The organism is Pseudomonas sp. PL-6, from assembly GCF_054110165.1.
Window position 1 is genome coordinate 2,327,056 of sequence record NZ_CM134189.1, and the last position, 17,971, is coordinate 2,345,026.

Sequence of the window (17,971 nt, forward strand, 5' to 3'; positions counted from 1 at the left end):
TCAGGCGTTCAGCCCGGCCCAGCCATGCAGGCCGACATAGATGCCCACGGCGATGATCAGCAGGCTGGACAGGTAGGGCGCGCGGCGCACCACCACGCCCAGCCAGGGCCAGCGGTTGGACGCGTGTCGCGTGCCGACGGCCGCGGCGACGCCAACCGCGACCAGGGTCAGCGCCAGGCCGACGCTGAAGCCGAGTACCAGAACCGCACCCAGCGTCACCTCCTTGACCTGCAGACAGAGCAGCAGCACGGTGATGGCCGCCGGGCAGGGAATCAGCCCGCCGGTCAGGCCGAACAGGATCACCTGGCCGGTGCTGACGTTGCGGCTGGTGAAACGACGGCGAATGTCGTTGGCGTGGGCCCGCTCGTGCGCATCCTGGTAGCCCTCCAACGACAGCTCCAGGCTCTCCGGCTGCGAATGGACGTGGCCGTGTTCTTGGAACTCCAGGTCGTACTCGTGGGCGTGCCCGGCGTGGCCCAAGCGCAGGCGCGCGGTGAACTCATGCGGCTCGGGAATCGCATCCAGCGACTGCAGGTAGCCGTCCTGGGTGGCGAAGCGGAACTCCTGAATCTGTCCGTCGCTGCGGGTGGTGAGCAGACTGACGTCCCCAGCGGGCCAGACATGCCCGCTCAGCACGCGCAGACGCCAGCGTGGCGGCGCGTCCTGCTCGTGGATCGACAGTTCGACGCGGCCGTGTCCGGTATCGATGTGCTGGCGTTCGTCGTGATGGTGCTGCTCATCCTCGAAGCGCCACATTTGCTCGCCACGCCAGGTGCGCCAGAGCATCCACAGCGCGATGGCGACGATGAGCACGGCCGAGGCGAGTTGGAAGTAGGGTTCGGTGGTCTGGGCGTCGAGGTGCTGTCCTAGGTACATGCCACCGATGGCCACCAGCCAGACCACGGCGGTGTGCGAGGCAGTGGCCGCCAGTCCAAGCAGGACGGCCTGACGCACCGTGCCGCGAATGGCCACGATGAAGGCCGCCATCATGGTCTTCGAGTGCCCGGGCTCCAGGCCATGCAGGGCCCCAAGCAAGATGGCGGTAGGGACATACAGCCAGGCCTGTGCGGCCCCTTGCTGCAACAACTCGGCGAAGGTCGACATGGGAAGGACTCAGAGGTATTTGGTGATCTGCTTGAACTCTTCCAGTGGCGCCCGCTCAGCATTGGTAAGGGCGCCGACCGTGTGTTCCAGGCAGTGGTCGATGTGGTCCTGGATCAGCGTGCGCTTGGCCTGGCAGACCGCTTTCTCGACCGCGTGCAGTTGCTGGGCGATGTCCACACAGGCGCGACCGTCCTCGATCATGGCGACGATGCTGCGCAGATGGCCCTCGGCACGTTTCAGCCTTTTGATGATTTCCTTATGACTTTGGTGCTGATGCCCGTGTTCGTGCTTGCTCATCGCCAGACCTCGTGCAAGGATAATCGCCGCGGCATCCTATCCCCCTGGGGGGGATATGGTCAAACGGCTGCCCCCCCCTCAATCACACGGCCCAGCTATCGAAGCGGCGACTCCATGCTCAGCAAAGCCATCAGCGCCAAGGTGATCTTCGCCCTCGCTCTCGCCATCCTGATGGCCTGGGCCGGGCATGCGTCTGCGCTGTTCGTGGGGGAGAGCCCGCCGACCTGGGGCGACAACCAGCATATGCATGCGCACAGCCATGGCGACGGTGCGTTTGCCTGTGCGGTCTGTGCGGATCATTACCACTCGCCGCTGACGGCTGACCACGTGCATGAAACACCGCACCTGAGCACTGGGCTGAGCATCGCCTCGCAGCCGGAGCGTAGGCTGCTGCTGGAAAGCCCCGGCTACTCGATTCCCGCCAGCCCGATCTACCTGATCGAGCGGCCACCACGCCCTGGTTTGGTGTTCTGAACAGGCCGCTGTGCGGCCCAAGACCACTGCAACCTAGGATTTCACCATGCATTCGCTATCCATGCGCGGCATGGCCGCAGGCCACCTGCGTCCATACCGCTCGCTACCGCTATTGCTACTGCTTACCGCCCTGTTCTTTCTCGGTATGCCCGACGCACTGGCCCACGGCGTTGCCGAGGGCGACAAGGGCTTCATCCAGGAAAGCACCGGGGTGATGTTTATGCCGTTCGTGTACATGGGCGCCAAGCACATGATTACGGGCTACGACCACCTGCTGTTCCTGTTCGGCGTGATCTTCTTTCTCTACCGTCTGAAGGACGTGGGGCTCTACGTCACCCTGTTTGCCGTCGGCCACTCGGTCACCCTGCTCCTCGGGGTGCTGGCGGACATCGGCATCAGTGCCTACGTGATCGACGCCATCATCGGCTTTTCGGTGGTGTACAAGGCGCTCGACAACCTGGGGGCCTTCCAGCGCTGGTTCGGCTACCAGCCAGACACCCGCGCCGCTACGCTGATCTTCGGCCTGCTGCACGGCTTCGGTCTGGCCACCAAGATCCAGGAGTACGAGATTTCCTCCGATGGCCTGATCGCCAATTTGATCGCCTTCAACGTTGGCGTGGAGATCGGCCAGCTACTGGCGCTCGGCAGCATTCTCATTTTCATGGGCTACTGGCGGCGCACCGCCAGCTTCTGGCGCCACGCCTACACCGCCAACGTCGCCATGATGAGCGCCGGTTTCCTGTTGATGGGTTACCAGCTCACCGGCTTGATCGTCTCCCAGTAAGGAATTTCGCCATGTTCAACAGCAAGATCCCAACCCTCGACGAACTGCCGAGCAGCCAGCAACTGCTGCGCTCCACCCTGACTGCACTGATCGCCGCCATTGTCATACTCGTCATCGTGGTCATGCCCTCGGAATACGCCATCGATCCCACTGGAGCCGGTCGCATGCTGGGGCTGACCCAGATGGGCGAGGTCAAACAGCAACTGGCCGAAGAAGCTGCAGCCGAAGCTGCTGCGCCCGCAGCTACAGCTCCGACGGCGCTGCAGCCGGTACCTCAAGCGGCCCCGCAACCTGCCGTCCCCGCAGCCGCAGAGGCGACGGCCCCGGCCGCAGTAGAGCCTGCGCTAGTTGAGGCCGAGGGGCAGAAGCATGAAATGAGTATTTCCCTGGCTCCCGGCCAAGGCGCCGAGATCAAGCTGGAAATGCTCAAGGGCTCCCAGGTCAACTACTTCTGGACGGCCAACGGCGGTGTGGTCAATTACGACACCCACGGCGACCCCTACAACGCGCCGCGCGAGTTCTACCACGGTTACGGCAAGGGGCGCGCCACGCCGGAGGATCAGGGTGTCCTGGAGGCCGCCTTCGACGGCAAGCACGGCTGGTTCTGGCGCAACCGCACCAGCAAACCGGTCACCGTCACGCTGCGTACCGAGGGTGATTACATTGCCATCAAGCGGGTGATCTGATGGTTCAGCGGGAGCAGTGAGCCTCTGCTCCCGCTGCTTTCTACCCGCGTGCTCCATTGATTTAGATCAGGAAGATGATGAGCTCCGGATGCTTGCTTGACGAGTCGGAACCGCAGCCCGATCAACGGGCTGCGGGAGGTCTTACTTTCGGATGCTCAGAGTTCCCTGACTGGTTTTTGATGGCTCAGGCAAAGCTCCTCGCGAAATCTGCAGGTTGCGTGGTGCTGCGTTTTGCGCACTTGCCGCGTGTTCTACTGGCTGGTATTCAGTCTGGCATGTACGCAGCGTACGCCTCCCTTTGCGCTCTGCGGAGAGGTCGTCGAAGCCTTCGGTCAACTCAGAGAAAATATCCCTTTGGGTCATGGCGTCGGGATCACCTTTTGTTCAAGACGCTTCGTAGATAGTCAGATCTACAAGGAACACCCTGGATAGGGTTTCAAGTAGTGGTACCAGTAGTTACTCGACAACTATGGTTGTAATGCGGTTGACGCTGATGATTTGCCCACACCAAATCATCTCGAAATGAGCAGCCTGGATGATCGAGGTAACAGGTCGCGGCGTCATCAGCGCCCAGCAGATGTTGCTCGGAGCGCGAACCGAGTTGTAGCGCAGGCCCGGGTATCCCGCTCGTTTCACTTCGCTTCCCAATCGATTCGAGTGTGCGTAGTCGTCCGGCGCATAGATGGGGTCTGAAAGCGGAAGTGCGGTGACGTCCCTCATCCCGCTGTCGCTGAAGCTGGCGGTCAGCCCCCTGAAGACGAAACGCTCATAGTTGAGCCCTGGCACATTCGACCAGTAGTGCTCCTGGTGATGGCGCACCTCGGCAATCGCGGTGTCCATCCTGTCGGCCAGGTAGAGCACGCCGAAGCTGCCGTTGCTGAAGCGCGAGCCGGCCGGGTTGACGTGGGTGAAGGGCGCTGTCGCATACGAGCACCCGGGGATACCAAATGGGATCTGGTCGCGCGGAATGAGCTCCAGGCGGCCTATCTCGTTCTGCAGCCGTGGATTGGTCAGCGCCTGGATTTGATAGAGAGCTTCGAAGTCCTCTGCGTCGGCGACGTCGTCGAACAGGGCAATGGGCGGAAACTTGGAGTTGACCAAGCGGTAGGCCTGCAGGCTCTCACCTTCCAGTGGCGGAAGGTCGCCGAGCATCACCACTGGGCGCCTCGCAGCGCGTCGATCCGCCGGAATGTCTCGTACAGCGAGATCATGTCGCCCTGCGCCATGATGTCGAGCGGCGCGCGGCCGTTGAAGAACTCGTTGCGGTTCTCCATCGAGGGGAAGCCGTAGACGTTCTCGGGGTTGTCGAACACAACGCGTAGTGCCGCGTGGATGTTCAGCACAAGACTGATGCGCTGCATCTGGTCGGAGTCCAGGCTCACCGCCCACGCCGAATCCTTCTGGCTGGCGCGGGTGTAGGTGCTGCGGGAAATCCGCAGCACCCGGCAGGCCTGCTCGCAGGAGGCCTTCCACTTGTCCAGGATGTTCAGAGCCGCACGCAGGCCGGCTGCGCACTGGCTTTTCGAGAAGTCCTGAGCTTGGATGGCGGCAGCTGTCATGGGGAGCCCTCGATTTAATCTGTAGAGCAAAATGTAGCACATTTGAATCTGTAGATTAAAGTGGCCATTTCACCGGCGTCCCCTCTAGCGTCCATCTTCAGTGTCTGAGTGGAAGAATTGGACGGGGTGCGGAGTATAGGGTGTGCCTTTGCCCATAAAGCGTATGCGCTGGGCGTCGCCAACCGCGTTGCATTGGGCCTCACCCAGCTTTGCTCGATTGTCCCGGCACTGCAGTCGCAGCTCCTTGAGCCGCTCGGGATTCTCTGCAAGCGCTTCGGCCGACTCAAATGGCATCGGTTTTTCGCAAGCGCTCAACAGCACGGCAGTCAGCAACAGCGATATCTTCTTCATCAAGCGATCTCCTTCTGTGATGTGTGATTAGGCAGCAACGCCCGGCTTTCCGCCGGACTCACCCGCCCGATAAACCTCGCCAATTGTTCGGTCGGTTCGCCTTCGCGCCGTATCAGGTAGGTGGTCAGCATCGCGGGGCAGCCGGCCAGCGGCCTGGTCACAACGTCCCGATTGTTGAGTTCGGTGATTCGCGCGAGGCTGGAGAAACCCAGGCCGTAGCCCGCCGCCACCAGCGCCATCATCAGGTCCAGGGTGGGGACGCGGTCAGCGATGGTCAGCCGTGTTTCCACCGCGCCTAGCACCCGCTGTAGTTGCTGCCAGAAGCCTTGGCAGACCTGCGGATCGCAGAGCACCAGCGGGTAGCGCACCACCTCGTCGAGCGGTACGCGTCGATAGGTGAGCAGCGGGTGGCGGGCAGGCACCGCCACCACCAGCGGATCGAACCAGACCGGCTCGGCCACCAGCCCTTCGCCAACCTCGTCGGATTGTGCAAGCCCGATGTCGAACAGGTCGTCGCTCAGGCCTCTGACCTGTTCGCTGAAGGTGACTTCCGACAGGCAGATCTCGACCTCAGGCTCTTCCTCGCGGCACTGGGCGAGCAGGGCGGCCAGGCGCGCCTGGGGGATGCCGTCGGACAGCGCGACGCGAATGCGCCCGCGGTAGCCGGCCGCCGCGCTCTTGACGCTGGCCTTGGCCTGGTCGACCACGGCGAGCACCCGACGCGCTTCTTCCAAGAGCACCTTGCCGGCCCAGGTCAGGCGCGTGCGCCGCGTGGTGCGCTCGAACAGCTGCACGCCCAGGCGGTACTCCAGCTCCTTGATGATCCGCGACAGGGGCGACTGTTCGATATGCAGGCGCGCGGCGGCACGGGCGAAGTGCAGTTCTTCTGCGACGGCGATGAAACAGCGAAGGTGGCGCAGTTCCACGGCCTTTCCTCCGTCAGTTGTAGGATTCGGCTTGCACGTCGCCGTTCCAGGTTGGCTGGCGACGCAGGTTGACGATCTGCAGCAGGGCACCGAGGGCTGCGACACCACCGGCGCTGGCGGCCAGGGTCCAGGTGGGCATCTGCAACAGCAGCACGAAGCCGCCGGCCGCGGCGCCGATGGCGCTGCCCAGGTAGAGCGCCGACTCGTTCAGGGCGATGGCCAGGTTGCCGTCGCCTTGAGCCTGGCGGGCCAGGATCAGCTCGTTATTCTGCGGCACCTGCAGCGCCCAGCCGACGGCGCCCCACAGGGCGATGGGCAGCATCACCAGCCAGGTGCTGAGGGCAGCGGCCAGTGGCAGTACGAACAGTGAAACGGCGAGGATCAGCATGATGGTGAAGGTCAGCACCGGTCCCTTGATTCGATCCACCAGCGGGCCGATCAGGAAGCTGCCCAGCACGCCGCCAATGCCCCAGACCCACAGGTAGGGGGTGACCGAGCGCACCGCGCCATAGGCTGGGTCAGCCAGCAGCGGGGCGATGAAGGTGTACATGCCCAGGCTGGCGATGGCGGCCAGCAGCGACACCAGCAGGATGATCAGCACATGGCCGTCGCCGAGGATCGCCAGCTTCTGGCCCAGCGTGGTGGCGGTGGCCGCCGGCAGGGAAGGGAGCTTCAGCAGCAGGCCGAAGAAGGCCACCAGGCCGAGCAGGGTCACCAGCCACAAGGCGGCCTGCCAGCCCAGCTGCTCAGCGATCAGCAAGCTGAGCGGCACGCCCAGCACCACGCCGCTGGCCATACCGCCCATGATGATGGCGATGGCCTTGCCGCGGCGCTCCGGGGTCGACACGGCGGCCGAGGCACCGATGCCCATGGCCAGGTAGACGCCGGCGCCGATACCGGCGATGGCGCGCCAGACCATCAGCGCGGTGAAACTCTCGGCCAGCGCGCTGGCGGCGTTGGCGATGACGAACAGGCCCAGGGCCAGCAACAAGCCGGCGCGCTGACGATGCGCCGGGGTCAGGGCGACGAAGATCGGCGAACCCAGGCCGTAGGCCAGGGTGAAGGCGGTGACCAGCTGTGCGGCCACCGCGACGGAGACCGCGAACGAAGCCTCGATCATCGGGATCAGCCCGGCGGTGACGTAGGAGGCCATGCCAAGGGCGAAGGCCCCCAGCGCTATGAGGTAGATGGGGGATTGGTTGGGTGTGTGCATGCTCGGACTCGCTTGCGTTGCAGGAACGCGTGGGTGGTACAGCGAATGGATGCAGCCCCGCACCGGGGCCGCATCCGGTTGGGGACTAGAGTTCGAGGCTGACGTCGTACTCGTTCAGCCAGGTGTTGAGGCCGACCGCCAGCTCCATGCCCATGCGCTCGTACATGGGCGAGACGCTGCCGAGCGGCTTGGCCAGGGTCTGCTGGATACGGCCGCTGTCGAGCATTGGCGTCACCGGCGCGTTGCGATCCGCCTGGATGGCGGCCAGGGCATCACGCAGCGCCTGCTCGTAGGCCGGGTCCTGGGTCGAGGGGTAGGGGCTCTTGACCCGCTCGCTGATCGATTCGGGCAGCAGGTCGCGGGTCGCCGCGCGCAGGATGCTTTTCTCCCGCCCGTCGAAGGCCTTCATCGCCCAGGGGATGTTGAAGGCGTACTCGACCAGGCGGTGATCGCAGAAGGGCACCCGTACCTCGAGGCCGACGGCCATGCTCATGCGATCCTTGCGGTCGAGCAGGGTCTGCACGAAGCGGGTCAGGTTGACGTAGCTCATCTGCCGCATGCGCTGGTCGACCGCACTCTCGCCAGGCAGTACCGGCGCTTCGGCGATGGCCTGGGTGTAGCTGTCGCGCAGGAAGCTGTGCATGTCGAGCTGGGTCAGCAGGCCCGGGTCGAACAGGGTCTTGCCGTCGAAGTACTTGCCGGTCACCGAGGTCAGCCAGGGGAAGGTGTCGGCCTGGATCGCTTCCGGATCGTGGAACCAGCGATAGCCGCCGAACACCTCGTCCGCGCTCTCGCCGGACAGTGCCACCGTCGAGTGCTTGCGCACCTCCTGGAACAGCCGGTAGAGCGACGGCCACATGTCGCCCCAGAACGCCGGTGGCAGGTCGAGGGCACGGACGATTTGCGCACGCAACGCCGGATCGGCCAGCTCGCGGCTGTCGAGGACGATCTCCTGGTGGCTGGAGCGGATCTTCTCCACCAGGTCGCGCACGAAGGGTGCATCCGGGGTGCCGCGCACGGCGTCGCCGGTGAAGCCGCTGCCGTGATCGACGAAGTCGACGGAGAAGGAGCGGATGTTCTCCTTGCCGGCGGCCAGCAGCTTCTTCGATGCCAGCGCGGTGATGATCGAGGAGTCGAGGCCGCCGGAGAGCAGGCTGCACAGCGGGACGTCGGCGACGATCTGGCGATCGACGATGTCCTCCAGCAGGTCGCGGGTATGGCGAATGGTCTCGTCCAGCGAGTGGGCGTGCTCGCGCGCCTCCAGCTTCCAGTAGTGGCGGCGACCCAGGCCCTGGCGGTTGATGCGCACGATCTCGCCTGGCATCACCTCGCGCATGCCGTCGAACACGGCATGGCCCGGCGTCTTCACCATCTCCAGGATCTCGCGCAGGCCGTCTGCACGCACCTTGCGCGGTACCAGCGGGTTGGCCAGCAGCGCCTTGGGCTCTGAACCGAACACCACACCGTCCGCGGTGGGGAAGTAGTACAGCGGCTTGACGCCCATGCGGTCGCGGATCAGCAGCAGCTCTTGCGAACGCAGGTCCCAGATGGCGAAGGCATACATGCCGTTGAGCCGCTCGACGAAGGCCTCGCCCCATTCGACATAGGCGCGCAGCACCACCTCGGTGTCGCTGCGGGTCTCGAAGCGGTGGCCGAGACGTTGCAGCTCGGTGCGCAGCTCGCGGAAGTTGTAGACCTCGCCGCTGTAGGTGATGGCGGCGGCTTCGCGCGGACCACCGTGCATGGCGGTCATCGGTTGGCGACCACCCTCCAGGTCGATGATCGACAGGCGCCGATGGCCCAGGCCCACCGGGCCCTCGATCCACAGACCGCCAGCATCCGGGCCGCGCAGGGCCATGGTGTCGGTCATACGCTGCAGGGTGTCGCGTTGCGTTTCCAGGTTCTGGCTGTAGGACAGCCATCCAGCGATTCCACACATAGTCGTTCTCCTTGTGATTGGGTTACCCGAGGCTTTCCAGGTCGCTGTCCTCGGCCAGCAGTACGCGCGCCTCGCCATGGACGTAGCGCGCCGGTGCTGGGGTTTGGGCATGGGTGTCGAGCTCGTTGAGCAGGCGCTGCAGCGCCAAGGCGGTGTCGAGGCCGGCGAAGGGCTGGCGGGGCGGCTCCTTGAGCGCCACGGCGCGCACCACCTGTCGGCACAGCCGCGAGAGCTTGTGCAGGGTGGCCAGCCCAGGCTCGTCGGGGGCGGTGGCGAACGCGTGCAACAGCTCCTCGCTGCCGTTGGCGCCGCGCGTCCAGATGCGCAGCTGGTCGTGATCCCAGCGCGGCGTGTCGAACACCAGGCGCGCATGGATCAGCCGAGCATCGCGATCGACGAAGCTGAAATCCACGGTGCGCTGGCGCACGATGTTGACGAAGCTGGCGTAGCCGGTGACCCGCGCCTCGCCCAGGCTGGCGGTGAGCTGCACGGTATCGAGCACCTCTGGGCCGGAGATGGAGAAATCCGAGCGCACGCCGAGCACGCCATCGAGCTCGAGCAGGCCGGCGCGCGGGCAGATCCAGCCGAGCAGGTCCAGGGCGTGGATCACCTCGCTGGTCACGCCGCAGGTGGGGCGGTAGTCGTTGATGCGGTCCTTGCCCCAGTGGAAGCTGGCGCGCACCAGTTGCCAGTCATGGCGCTCGACCCAGTCGCGCAACTGCTGGGTTGCGTCCGAGTAACGCTCCACCAGATCCAGGGCAAAGCCGCCGACCTGCTCCAGTGCGGCGAGCAACTCGTCCAAGTCGTCACTGGGCGTGACCAGCGGCTTCTCGCAGAGCACGAAGCCCCGGTAGCCGGCCAGCTGCTTGAGCACGGGCGCATGGCTGTGGTCGTTGACGCTGACCACCACGATGTCTGGCTCGAACACCTGCAGCGCCCGGCCGACGCTGTCGAAGTAGGGCAGCTCGGTCGTCTTCTGCCGGCGCCCGACATAGGCCAGCGACAGCGGCAGGCCGGTGCTCGTGGCGATATGCTCGAAGGCGCGGCGGTAGCGGTTGCCGGCGTAGCCCAGGCCGATGATCAGGATCTTCATGCCGAGGCCTCCTGACGGATCAGCAGGCGCTCGTCGCTGGCGACGAAGCCCAGGGCCTGGTAGAGCGTGCCCGCGGCCTCGGTGCTCTGCAGTACCACGCAGCCGACGCCGCGGTTGGCGAACCAGCGCAGCAGGTGTTGCATCAGCTGCCGGGCGATGCCGCGGCCCCGCCACTGTGGCTCCACCACCACTGATTGCACCCATCCGGACAGGCCGTTGAGGCAGCCCGGTGCCGGCGCGCGCTGGTCGATGATGGCCGTCGCGCAGCCCAGCACCTGGCCGGATTCCTTGTACTCGGCGGCGAGGATCTGCACGCAATCGCTCTCGCTCAGGCGGTTGCTCAGCCAGGTGCGGTAGGCCGCCCGCCAGCGCGCCGCGTCCTCCGGCGTCTTGCTCGAATAGCTGGCGGTGGTGCCGTCCAGCAGATGCGCGCGCAGCTCCACCAGGCTGGCCAGGTCGGCCTGGGTCGCGGGGCGCACGGTGAGGAAGGACTGCTCCATCTCAGGCCACCTCCGCAGCGAACGCCCGGGAGGCCAGCGGAATGCTGAAATGCTCGAAGGTCTCGCGCAGCGACCGCGCCAGGTGCTCGATCTGCGTATCGCTGTGGTTCGGCGTGGCGTTGACGCGGAAACGCTCGGTGCCCACCGGTACCGAGGGATAGTTGATCGGCTGCAGGTACACGCCATGGGTATGCAGCAGGCGTTCTGCCGCCGCCTTGCAGCGCTTGGCCTCGCCCACCAGCACCGGCAGCACGTGGGTCTGCGAGCAGGGCATCACCGGCACGTCATAGTGCTTGAGCCGCTCGCGCAGCTTGGCGGTCTGGGTATGCAGGTGATCGCGCTCGATACTGCTGGCCTTGAGATGCTCGACACTGGCCAGGCAGCCGGCGGTGATCGCCGGCGGCAGCGAAGTGGTGAAGATGAAACCCACGGCGAAGGAACGCACGGCATCGACGATCACCTGGTCCGAGGCGATGTAGCCGCCGATCACGCCGATGGCCTTGGCCATGGTGCCCTGGATGATGTCGACCTGATCGGCCACGCCCAGCTCGGCGGCGATACCGGCGCCGCGCGGGCCGTACATGCCGACGGCGTGCACTTCGTCGAGGTAGGTCAGGGCGTTGTAGCGCTTGGCGACCGCGACGATCTCGGCGATGGGGGCGATGTCGCCGTCCATCGAGTAGACCGACTCGAACACCACGATCTTCGGCTGGCCCTGCGGGTAGCTGGCGAGGATCTGCTCGAGGTGCGCGACATCGTTGTGGCGGAAGATCTTGCGCTCGTTGGGCGTCGAGCGGATGCCGTTGACGATGGAGGCATGGTTCAGCTCATCGCTGATCACCACGCAGTCGGGGATGCGCCGCAGCAGGCACTGGAGGGTGGCATCGTTGGAGCCGAAGCCGGTGGGAAAGACCAGCGCCGCTTCCTTGTCGTGCCAGTCGGCCAGGCTCGCCTCCAGGCTGGCGTACAGCTCGTGCGAGCCGCCGATATTGCGCGAGCCGCCGGAGCCGGCGCCGTAGGTCTCCAGCGCGTCGTGCATCTGCTCGCGCACGGCGGGGTGTTGCGACATGCCGAGGTAGTCGTTGCTGCACCAGACCACCACCGGTTCCTGCTCGCGACCGTCCAGCTTGGCCAGGGGATACTGGCCGCAGATGCGGCTGAGGGTGGTGAAGGTGCGGTACTGGTTGGAGGACTTCAATGTCTCCAGTTGTTCCCGAAGAAGTGCTTGGTACATCCGTTTATCTCCTTAGCGAGTTGATGACACGTCTCTGTGTGGTTCCTCATCAAGCAAGAGCCCTGGCTCGGGCATTCGCGGCCAGGTCGGGGTATTCTTCTCGGGATTTATAGGGGTTACAATTTGACTGTTTATCCTAGTACTGGAGGTAACCGGATGAGCGCGCCCCGCACAGCTGAACGCACCCGGGTAGAGCTGGCCGAATTCCTGCGTAGTCGCCGCGAACGCATTTCGCCGGAGGAGGTGGGCCTGCCCGCCGGTAGTCGGCGGCGCACGCCCGGGCTGCGCCGCGAGGAGGTCGCAGCCCTGGCCGGGGTGGGGTTGTCCTGGTACACCTGGCTGGAACAAGGACGGGACATCAGCGTGTCCGCGACCTTCCTCGACAACCTCTCGCGCACGCTCAAGCTGGATGCCACCGAGCGCCGCCACCTGTTCCTGCTCGCTCACCAGCGTCTGCCGCCAGAGCCGGGCAAGACCTGGTGCACGGTGCCTGCGCTGATTCACCGGCTGATGGCCGACCTGCCGTCACGTCCGGCCTACGTACTCAACCTGCGCTGGGACGTATTGGCCTGGAACGCCGCAGCGGATCGGGTGTTCGGCTTCTCCGCGCTGCCGGCGGACCGCCGAAACCTGCTGTGGATGCTGTTCACCAGCCCGGCCATGTGCGAGCTATTCGACCCTTGGGATGAGCAGGCGCTGCAGATCCTCTCCAGCTTCCGCCGCGACTTCGTGCGGGCGACCCAGGATCCGGATATCGCTGCGCTGGTGAGGACCTGGAGAAGGCCTCGCCGGACTTCAGGGACTGGTGGCGGCAGCAGGATATCCACGGCCCGTGCCAGGGGATACGCCACCTGCACATCGAAGCGGTTGGCCAGGTGGTGTTCGAACACACCACGCTGACCATCGACGAGGATCGCCACCTGCGGCTGGTCTACTACGCGGCCAAGGAGGGCAAGCCGCAGAGCCGATCCTTCGAGCAGTGGCTGCAGCAGGAGCCGGCGCTGGTCTAGGCCCCGGCGCTTGTTGCTCAACCAATCGACGGCCCGCGCTGGCGACCCAGTTGCCAGGAGACGCTGTTGCCCTGGATCACCGCCGACACGCTTTGCCCGAGCCGCTGCTCGATCACCGGCTTCCAGGGCACCAGGCTGAAGCCGATGCCATCGTCGAGCAGGGCATAACGGCCGCTGGCCAGCTGCACGCTGCGCCGGTAGATCCCGCTGACGCGCTGGCCCTCGACCGCCAGGCGGTACTGCAGGCCCGTCTGCGCCGAGATCTCGCGCGCCGCCGCAGTCAGCTCCCGGCTGCGCAGGGTGGCCAGCAGGTTGCGTGCGAGCACCACGCGTTGGCCCTGGCGTTCGGCCAGGCCCTGTTCCACCAGAAAGTCCGCGCGCTGCCGCAGCGCTTCGCGCACCTCCTTGCCGAAGCCCGTGTCGACCAGCTCGCGGTTGCCGCCGATCAGCTGTTGGTCCAGCCAGGTCGCGCCGACGGCGCGCACCTGCTGCTCAAGGGGCAGCGGCGTGCGCAGTTCGACGGCGACGTCGCCCAGGCGGCGGGCGTCATGCTGCCGGCCTTGCTCGGGCAGATCGGCCGGCACCCGCCAGACGCTCTCGTCCAGCCGCTCGACGATTCCGGCCCGGCGCAGGGCTTCGAGGCGGCGCACATGGCGTTCAACCAATGCCTCGGGATCCTGTCCTTCGACTGCCTGTGATCGTGCCAGGGCCGCGTGATAATCGGTGCGATAAAGGCCGTCCGCAGCCAACGCCGCAATCGAGCGATCCACCGTGCGCGGCTCGCCCAAACTGCGTGTTTCCACCACGCCGCCGATGGGGTAGTCGGCCAGCTCCGCACGGGCAGGCAGGGCCAGGTAGTGGGCCTTGCCGTCGAGCCCGTCGACAACCAAATAGCCACGGTCGTTTAGCTCGTCGGCCAGCCCCTTGGCCATGATCCGACCGACCACTTCGGGACCATCCTTGCCCGGCTCGAAGACCGCCAGCTCGCGCTGCACGCTACCCATGGCCCGCTGCATCGTGCGCACGATGTCGCCACGCTCGCCCATGGCGCGCAAGGTCGCCTCGGCGTCCTCCCGCAGGATCCATTGTCCTGGCCGAACCTCACGAGCCAGCTCAAGCCTCTGCAGCTGCTGCAGGCGGCCGATCAGCAGCTGCCGACGTGGATGGTTGGCGAGCGATTTCAGGCTGAGCACGCCGGCTTGGCGTTCGCGCAATAGGGTGCGGTCCAGGCTGGTAAAGCGCTCCTGCTGCACCTCGCGCTGCAGACTCCGCTGGATCTCCAGTTCGGTACGCGGGCCGAGCCATTCGGTGGCCAGCTCCGAGGCGCGGTTGCGCATGCCCTCGGCGATGTAGTCGCGGGCGATCACCAGGTCCTTGCCGGTGTCGTCCTTGCCGCGCAGGACGATGTGGGTGTGCGGGTTGTCGGTGTTCCAGTGGTCGACCGCCACCCAGTCGAGGCGCGTACCGAGGTCGGCCTCCATCCGGCTCATCAGGTGGCGGGTATAGGTGCGTAGGTCGTCGAGCTGCTCGGCATCCTCGGGCGAGACGATGAAGCGAAACTGGTGGCGGTCGTCCCGGCCGTGTTCCTCGAACGCGTTGAGGTCGGCCTGGTCGGTCAATGGCCCGTAGGCCTTGCCTGGATCACCCTCGCGACTGACGCCGTCGCGTTCGATGTAGCGCAGGTGGCTGAGCGTCGAGCGCTTGCCGGCCCGGCGCAGGTTCACCAGGCGCGTCTTGATGGTGACGCGGCGGGCGTTGGACGGCAGTTGCTGCGCGCTGAAACGAGCGGCGACATGCCCGCGGCCGAGGCGGGCGCCAGGCTGGTGGCCCGCCTTGCGCGGCTTGCCTGTGCCGGCTTTGTTGGCCTGGCGCAGCGCCTGGTTGATGAAGGGTTGGCCGCGTTGCTGCGGCTTGCCCGGCTGCGGGCGAAAGCACAATTCGTCGTCCGGACGGCTTCCTTTGCTCATGTTTTGACTCCTCCAAGTTGGTCGCAGTACGGCGTATCAGGCACGCTCCCAGACAGTTGCTGCTGTGGGGCGAACACGATTTCGGCACCTGGCGACACCAGCGCGGTGTCGCCGCTAACCCCCGTGCAGACTGCTTTCCAGGCCAACGAAGTGCCGCCCCCTTTTATCTTGCCCTCCGCTTTTTCCGTGCCTTTGCGCTGCTGAGTTGGGTAATCAGGAGAGGCGGGACGCCGACGTCCAAAGCCCCTGGCCGGCAGGCGAGGGCAGAAGTACCTGCAGCCTGGCGGCGCGCGAGTGCGCACACCGAGCGCACGCAGTCGGATGGCGGATCGACACGGAGAAGGCCTGTTCATCGACGCGACTCCAGCCACAAGGGCTGCGCCCGACCGATCACCGCGTCGGCGGATACCGGGCCGAAGTAGCGGCTGTCGAACGACGCCGGGTTGCTGTTGCTGAGCAGGAGCAGCTCATCTCTAACCAGGCGCCGACAGGCCTGCCAGGTTGGCAGCGCGCGGCCCTGTCGATCCCACCTCAAGCGCCTGGCCACAAGGACGCCATCAATGCGCACCTGATTGCCCACCACGCATACCTGCTGCGGCGCCATCGCCGCCACGGTCTTTAGCAACGGCACGTTCGCCGGCAGGTAGCCGCGCTGCGACGCCAGCGACATTGCCTCTGGCGGCAGGCGAACCAACACCAGGTCGCCAGACGCCAACGAGTTGGCTGGCGAAATGCGGTACCAACCGACGGACACGCTGTCGGAGGCGTTGTAGACCAGCCATGGTGGCGACGTTGTGAGTGCTGCCCAACCCAGGGCAAACAAGCTGCCGGCTAGCAGCGCCAGTGGCCACCTCGCGCCGCGAGCACCCAAGGTCATGAAGTAGCCTCCGGAAACTGTCGCTCCAGCACTTCGCGCAGCATCTCCGCCATCGTCACGCCGCGGTCGAAGGCCGCCAGCTTGATGCGCGTGCGCAGCGCTGGCGTCACGTCCAGCGTCAGCCGGGCGCTATAGCGCTCGACCTTGCCGTTGTCGATTCCAGCGCCCTGGCGTATCCAGGCTTCGGCCTGCGGGTCGGCCGAGGGGCGTGCGCCGATACCGATGCGCTTGCCGCTCATGGCGACCACCTCAGCAGCTCGTCGACCAGGCTGCTGACCTCGCGCGCGGCGGCGCTGTCCGGCGCCAGTTCACGCGCGAGACGACCGGCTGCCACGCTCTCGGCGAAGACGATGCGCTGGCGTACTTCCGCCTGCAGCGCCGGTAGCGGTTGGTCGGCCAAGGCGCCGCGCGCTTCGCGGCCGATCACCGTGGTGCTGACGCGGCGGTTGATGGCAAATGCCGCGCGCAGCGTTGGCCTGAACACCTGCGCCTCGCGGATCAGGTTGACCATCTCCGCGCTGGCCCACAGGTCGTAGGGGCTGGGCTGCACCGGGATCAATACGCGATCCGCCGCCAGCAACGCCGAGCGGGCGAGGGCGGCGATGCGCGGTGGCCCGTCGATGATCACATGATCGGCACGACGAGCCAGCTCCGGGGCTTCCTGGTGCAGCGTCTCGCGCGCCAGGCCGACGGCGCTGAACAGCCTGGGCAAGCCCTGCTGGCTGCGCCGCTGCGTCCAGTCCAGTGCTGAGCCCTGCGGGTCGGCATCGAGCAGGATGACGTTCTGCCCGCGCAGGGCCAGTTCACCGGCGATATGGGTGGCCAGGGTGGTCTTGCCCACCCCGCCTTTCTGGTTGAGCAGGGCGACGATCATGGCTGTTGCTCCCCGGCCAAATCACCCCGTTCGGCACCTGTCCACAATCGGGCGCTGCCCCAATAACAAGTTAGAGCTTTTAAGTTAGTAATGTTAGAGAGGGCTGGAAGCAGCGCCAGCCGTGGCCTGCAGCGGAGTTCGTGCGCCTGAAGGCACGTGCGCCGCGCTCCTGATAGCACGGGCCGGCGTGCGCCTGAAAGCACGTCGGGATTCACAGCTTTTCCCGAAGATATCCCCGTGCCGTCTACGGCACGCGCCGGAAGGCCAGCAGTTCGGTCGAGCGGGACAGACGCACGACTTCCAGGCGATACCCGGGCAGCGATTGGCGAGCCGCCAGCGCACGCAGGTCGAGGGCGAAGTCCGAGTAGCGCGCCGAGCTGCCCGACTTGCGGTACAGGTGGCGAAAGTCGAACTGCCAGCCGTCCTTCTGCTTGCCGCCATGCTTGCGCACCAGGCGATACAGCCAGCGCTCTATGCCGCCGGTGAGACGGAAATAGGCCGGGTCGATGGTCAGTACCAGGGCCTGGTCCAGCACCCCGCTGTAGAACCAGTCCGGCAGGATCAGCTCGATGCCCAGTGGCCGGCCATCCGCCGCGGCCAGCTCCTTCCACTCGTTGATCCAGGAGAAACGGTGCAGGCGCCGGCCAGTGGTCTCGCGGATCGAGGTGGCCACGCTGGTCGACTGCAGCCGATCCAGCGCCGCCTTCAGGCGCTGGTAGTCGCGCAGCGAGGTGCCACGGCCGATGAAGCGCAGGATCTGGTAGGGCGTCGCACGCATCAGGCGCGAAGTGGGGATGCCCGCATCGCGTGCTTCGACCAGCTGGCTGGCCGCCCAGATCAGGATGTCGGCATCCCAGATCGTGGCGATGCCATGCTCCAGCGTGCCCTCCACGCGTACCGTCACTTCGCCCGAGCGAAAGTCGATCGGCACAGTACGCCGCGACTTGGCCAGCGAGAAGAACGGATGCGCCATCAGGTCCTGGGCGTCGCGCGGCGCCATGTCGCCCGGCAGCGCGCGGAACAGATCCAGCTGGCCGCTCTGGGCAGGCAAGTCGTGAGGGTTGCGGCTCATGGACAAGGGCT

Annotated in this window: 19 protein-coding genes and 1 pseudogene; 4 read left to right on the forward strand and 16 right to left on the reverse strand. The window is 65.9% G+C overall.

From position 1 onward, the window contains the following. Together ACW9UL_RS10830 and ACW9UL_RS10835 are read right to left on the reverse strand one after the other, a co-directional pair. Entirely contained in the window at positions 1 to 1,104 is a 1,104-nt protein-coding gene (locus ACW9UL_RS10830; protein WP_457790779.1) for a nickel/cobalt efflux transporter, read from the reverse strand. 9 nt (positions 1,105 to 1,113) lie between these two features. After that, the gene (locus ACW9UL_RS10835; RefSeq protein ID WP_457790781.1) at positions 1,114 to 1,401 is read right to left on the reverse strand and encodes a metal-sensing transcriptional repressor; all 288 of its coding nucleotides are present in this window, start codon (positions 1,399 to 1,401) and stop codon (positions 1,114 to 1,116) included. 114 nt (positions 1,402 to 1,515) lie between these two features. On the opposite strand from ACW9UL_RS10835, the gene ACW9UL_RS10840 reads away from it, so the two are divergent. From ACW9UL_RS10840 to ACW9UL_RS10850, 3 genes are read left to right on the forward strand one after another with little or no spacing between them, the layout of a single operon-like run. Then, positions 1,516 to 1,875 (forward strand): hypothetical protein, encoded by a 360-nt coding sequence (locus ACW9UL_RS10840; protein WP_457790783.1) that lies wholly within the window; start codon positions 1,516 to 1,518, stop codon positions 1,873 to 1,875. A 46-nt stretch (positions 1,876 to 1,921) separates the two neighbouring features. Beyond that, positions 1,922 to 2,659, forward strand: coding sequence for a HupE/UreJ family protein (locus ACW9UL_RS10845; protein ID WP_457790785.1), 738 nt, complete (start codon positions 1,922 to 1,924; stop codon positions 2,657 to 2,659). A gap of 11 nt (positions 2,660 to 2,670) precedes the next feature. Then, positions 2,671 to 3,345 (forward strand): transmembrane anchor protein, encoded by a 675-nt coding sequence (locus tag ACW9UL_RS10850; RefSeq protein WP_457790787.1) that lies wholly within the window; start codon positions 2,671 to 2,673, stop codon positions 3,343 to 3,345. A gap of 456 nt (positions 3,346 to 3,801) precedes the next feature. Here ACW9UL_RS10850 and ACW9UL_RS10855 read toward each other — a convergent pair whose 3' ends face one another. The 9 genes from ACW9UL_RS10855 to hemA all read right to left on the reverse strand — a co-directional run bounded on the left by ACW9UL_RS10855 (position 3,802) and on the right by hemA (position 12,160). Continuing rightward, positions 3,802 to 4,497, reverse strand: a complete 696-nt coding sequence (locus ACW9UL_RS10855; RefSeq protein WP_457790943.1) for an RES family NAD+ phosphorylase — start codon at positions 4,495 to 4,497, stop codon at positions 3,802 to 3,804. Beyond that, the gene (locus ACW9UL_RS10860) at positions 4,497 to 4,904 is read right to left on the reverse strand and encodes an antitoxin Xre-like helix-turn-helix domain-containing protein (RefSeq protein WP_457790789.1); all 408 of its coding nucleotides are present in this window, start codon (positions 4,902 to 4,904) and stop codon (positions 4,497 to 4,499) included. Before ACW9UL_RS10860 ends, ACW9UL_RS10855 begins: the two co-directional genes overlap by 1 nt. 84 nt (positions 4,905 to 4,988) lie before the next feature. Further along, on the reverse strand, positions 4,989 to 5,255 hold the full coding sequence (locus ACW9UL_RS10865) for an EexN family lipoprotein (RefSeq protein ID WP_457790791.1): 267 nt from the start codon (positions 5,253 to 5,255) through the stop codon (positions 4,989 to 4,991). Further along, positions 5,255 to 6,181, reverse strand: a complete 927-nt coding sequence (locus tag ACW9UL_RS10870; RefSeq protein ID WP_457790793.1) for a LysR family transcriptional regulator — start codon at positions 6,179 to 6,181, stop codon at positions 5,255 to 5,257. Before ACW9UL_RS10870 ends, ACW9UL_RS10865 begins: the two co-directional genes overlap by 1 nt. Positions 6,182 to 6,194: 13 nt before the next feature. Then, positions 6,195 to 7,394, reverse strand: coding sequence for an MFS transporter (locus tag ACW9UL_RS10875; protein WP_457790795.1), 1,200 nt, complete (start codon positions 7,392 to 7,394; stop codon positions 6,195 to 6,197). Between the two features lie 85 nt (positions 7,395 to 7,479). Further along, the gene (gene asnB / locus ACW9UL_RS10880; RefSeq protein ID WP_457790796.1) at positions 7,480 to 9,333 is read right to left on the reverse strand and encodes an asparagine synthase (glutamine-hydrolyzing); all 1,854 of its coding nucleotides are present in this window, start codon (positions 9,331 to 9,333) and stop codon (positions 7,480 to 7,482) included. A gap of 22 nt (positions 9,334 to 9,355) precedes the next feature. After that, a complete protein-coding gene (locus ACW9UL_RS10885) occupies positions 9,356 to 10,426 on the reverse strand; it encodes a Gfo/Idh/MocA family oxidoreductase (protein ID WP_457790798.1) in 1,071 nt (356 codons plus the stop codon). Beyond that, entirely contained in the window at positions 10,423 to 10,926 is a 504-nt protein-coding gene (locus ACW9UL_RS10890; RefSeq protein ID WP_457790800.1) for a GNAT family N-acetyltransferase, read from the reverse strand. The genes ACW9UL_RS10885 and ACW9UL_RS10890 overlap by 4 nt, the downstream gene beginning before the upstream one ends. A gap of 1 nt (position 10,927) precedes the next feature. Then, entirely contained in the window at positions 10,928 to 12,160 is a 1,233-nt protein-coding gene (gene hemA, locus ACW9UL_RS10895; protein ID WP_457790802.1) for a 5-aminolevulinate synthase, read from the reverse strand. Positions 12,161 to 12,316: 156 nt separating this feature from the next. On the opposite strand from hemA, the pseudogene ACW9UL_RS10900 reads away from it, so the two are divergent. Next, positions 12,317 to 13,170 (forward strand): annotated as a pseudogene (locus ACW9UL_RS10900) (helix-turn-helix transcriptional regulator). A gap of 17 nt (positions 13,171 to 13,187) precedes the next feature. Here the strand turns inward: ACW9UL_RS10900 and ACW9UL_RS10905 are convergent. The 5 genes from ACW9UL_RS10905 to ACW9UL_RS10925 form a co-directional block, all read right to left on the reverse strand. Further along, on the reverse strand, positions 13,188 to 15,137 hold the full coding sequence (locus tag ACW9UL_RS10905) for a DUF3363 domain-containing protein (RefSeq protein ID WP_457790804.1): 1,950 nt from the start codon (positions 15,135 to 15,137) through the stop codon (positions 13,188 to 13,190). A gap of 349 nt (positions 15,138 to 15,486) precedes the next feature. After that, a complete protein-coding gene (locus ACW9UL_RS10910; protein ID WP_457790806.1) occupies positions 15,487 to 16,014 on the reverse strand; it encodes a S26 family signal peptidase in 528 nt (175 codons plus the stop codon). Then, positions 16,011 to 16,253 carry a hypothetical protein gene (locus tag ACW9UL_RS10915; protein WP_457790807.1) on the reverse strand — a complete coding sequence of 81 codons (243 nt, stop codon included), beginning with the start codon at positions 16,251 to 16,253 and terminating at the stop codon, positions 16,011 to 16,013. The genes ACW9UL_RS10910 and ACW9UL_RS10915 overlap by 4 nt, the downstream gene beginning before the upstream one ends. Beyond that, complete coding sequence (parA, locus tag ACW9UL_RS10920) at positions 16,250 to 16,888, reverse strand: ParA family partition ATPase (protein ID WP_074915915.1); 639 nt, start codon at positions 16,886 to 16,888, stop codon at positions 16,250 to 16,252. The genes ACW9UL_RS10915 and parA overlap by 4 nt, the downstream gene beginning before the upstream one ends. Positions 16,889 to 17,132: 244 nt before the next feature. Beyond that, positions 17,133 to 17,960, reverse strand: coding sequence for a replication initiator protein A (locus tag ACW9UL_RS10925; protein ID WP_457790809.1), 828 nt, complete (start codon positions 17,958 to 17,960; stop codon positions 17,133 to 17,135). Positions 17,961 to 17,971: the final 11 nt, after the last annotated feature.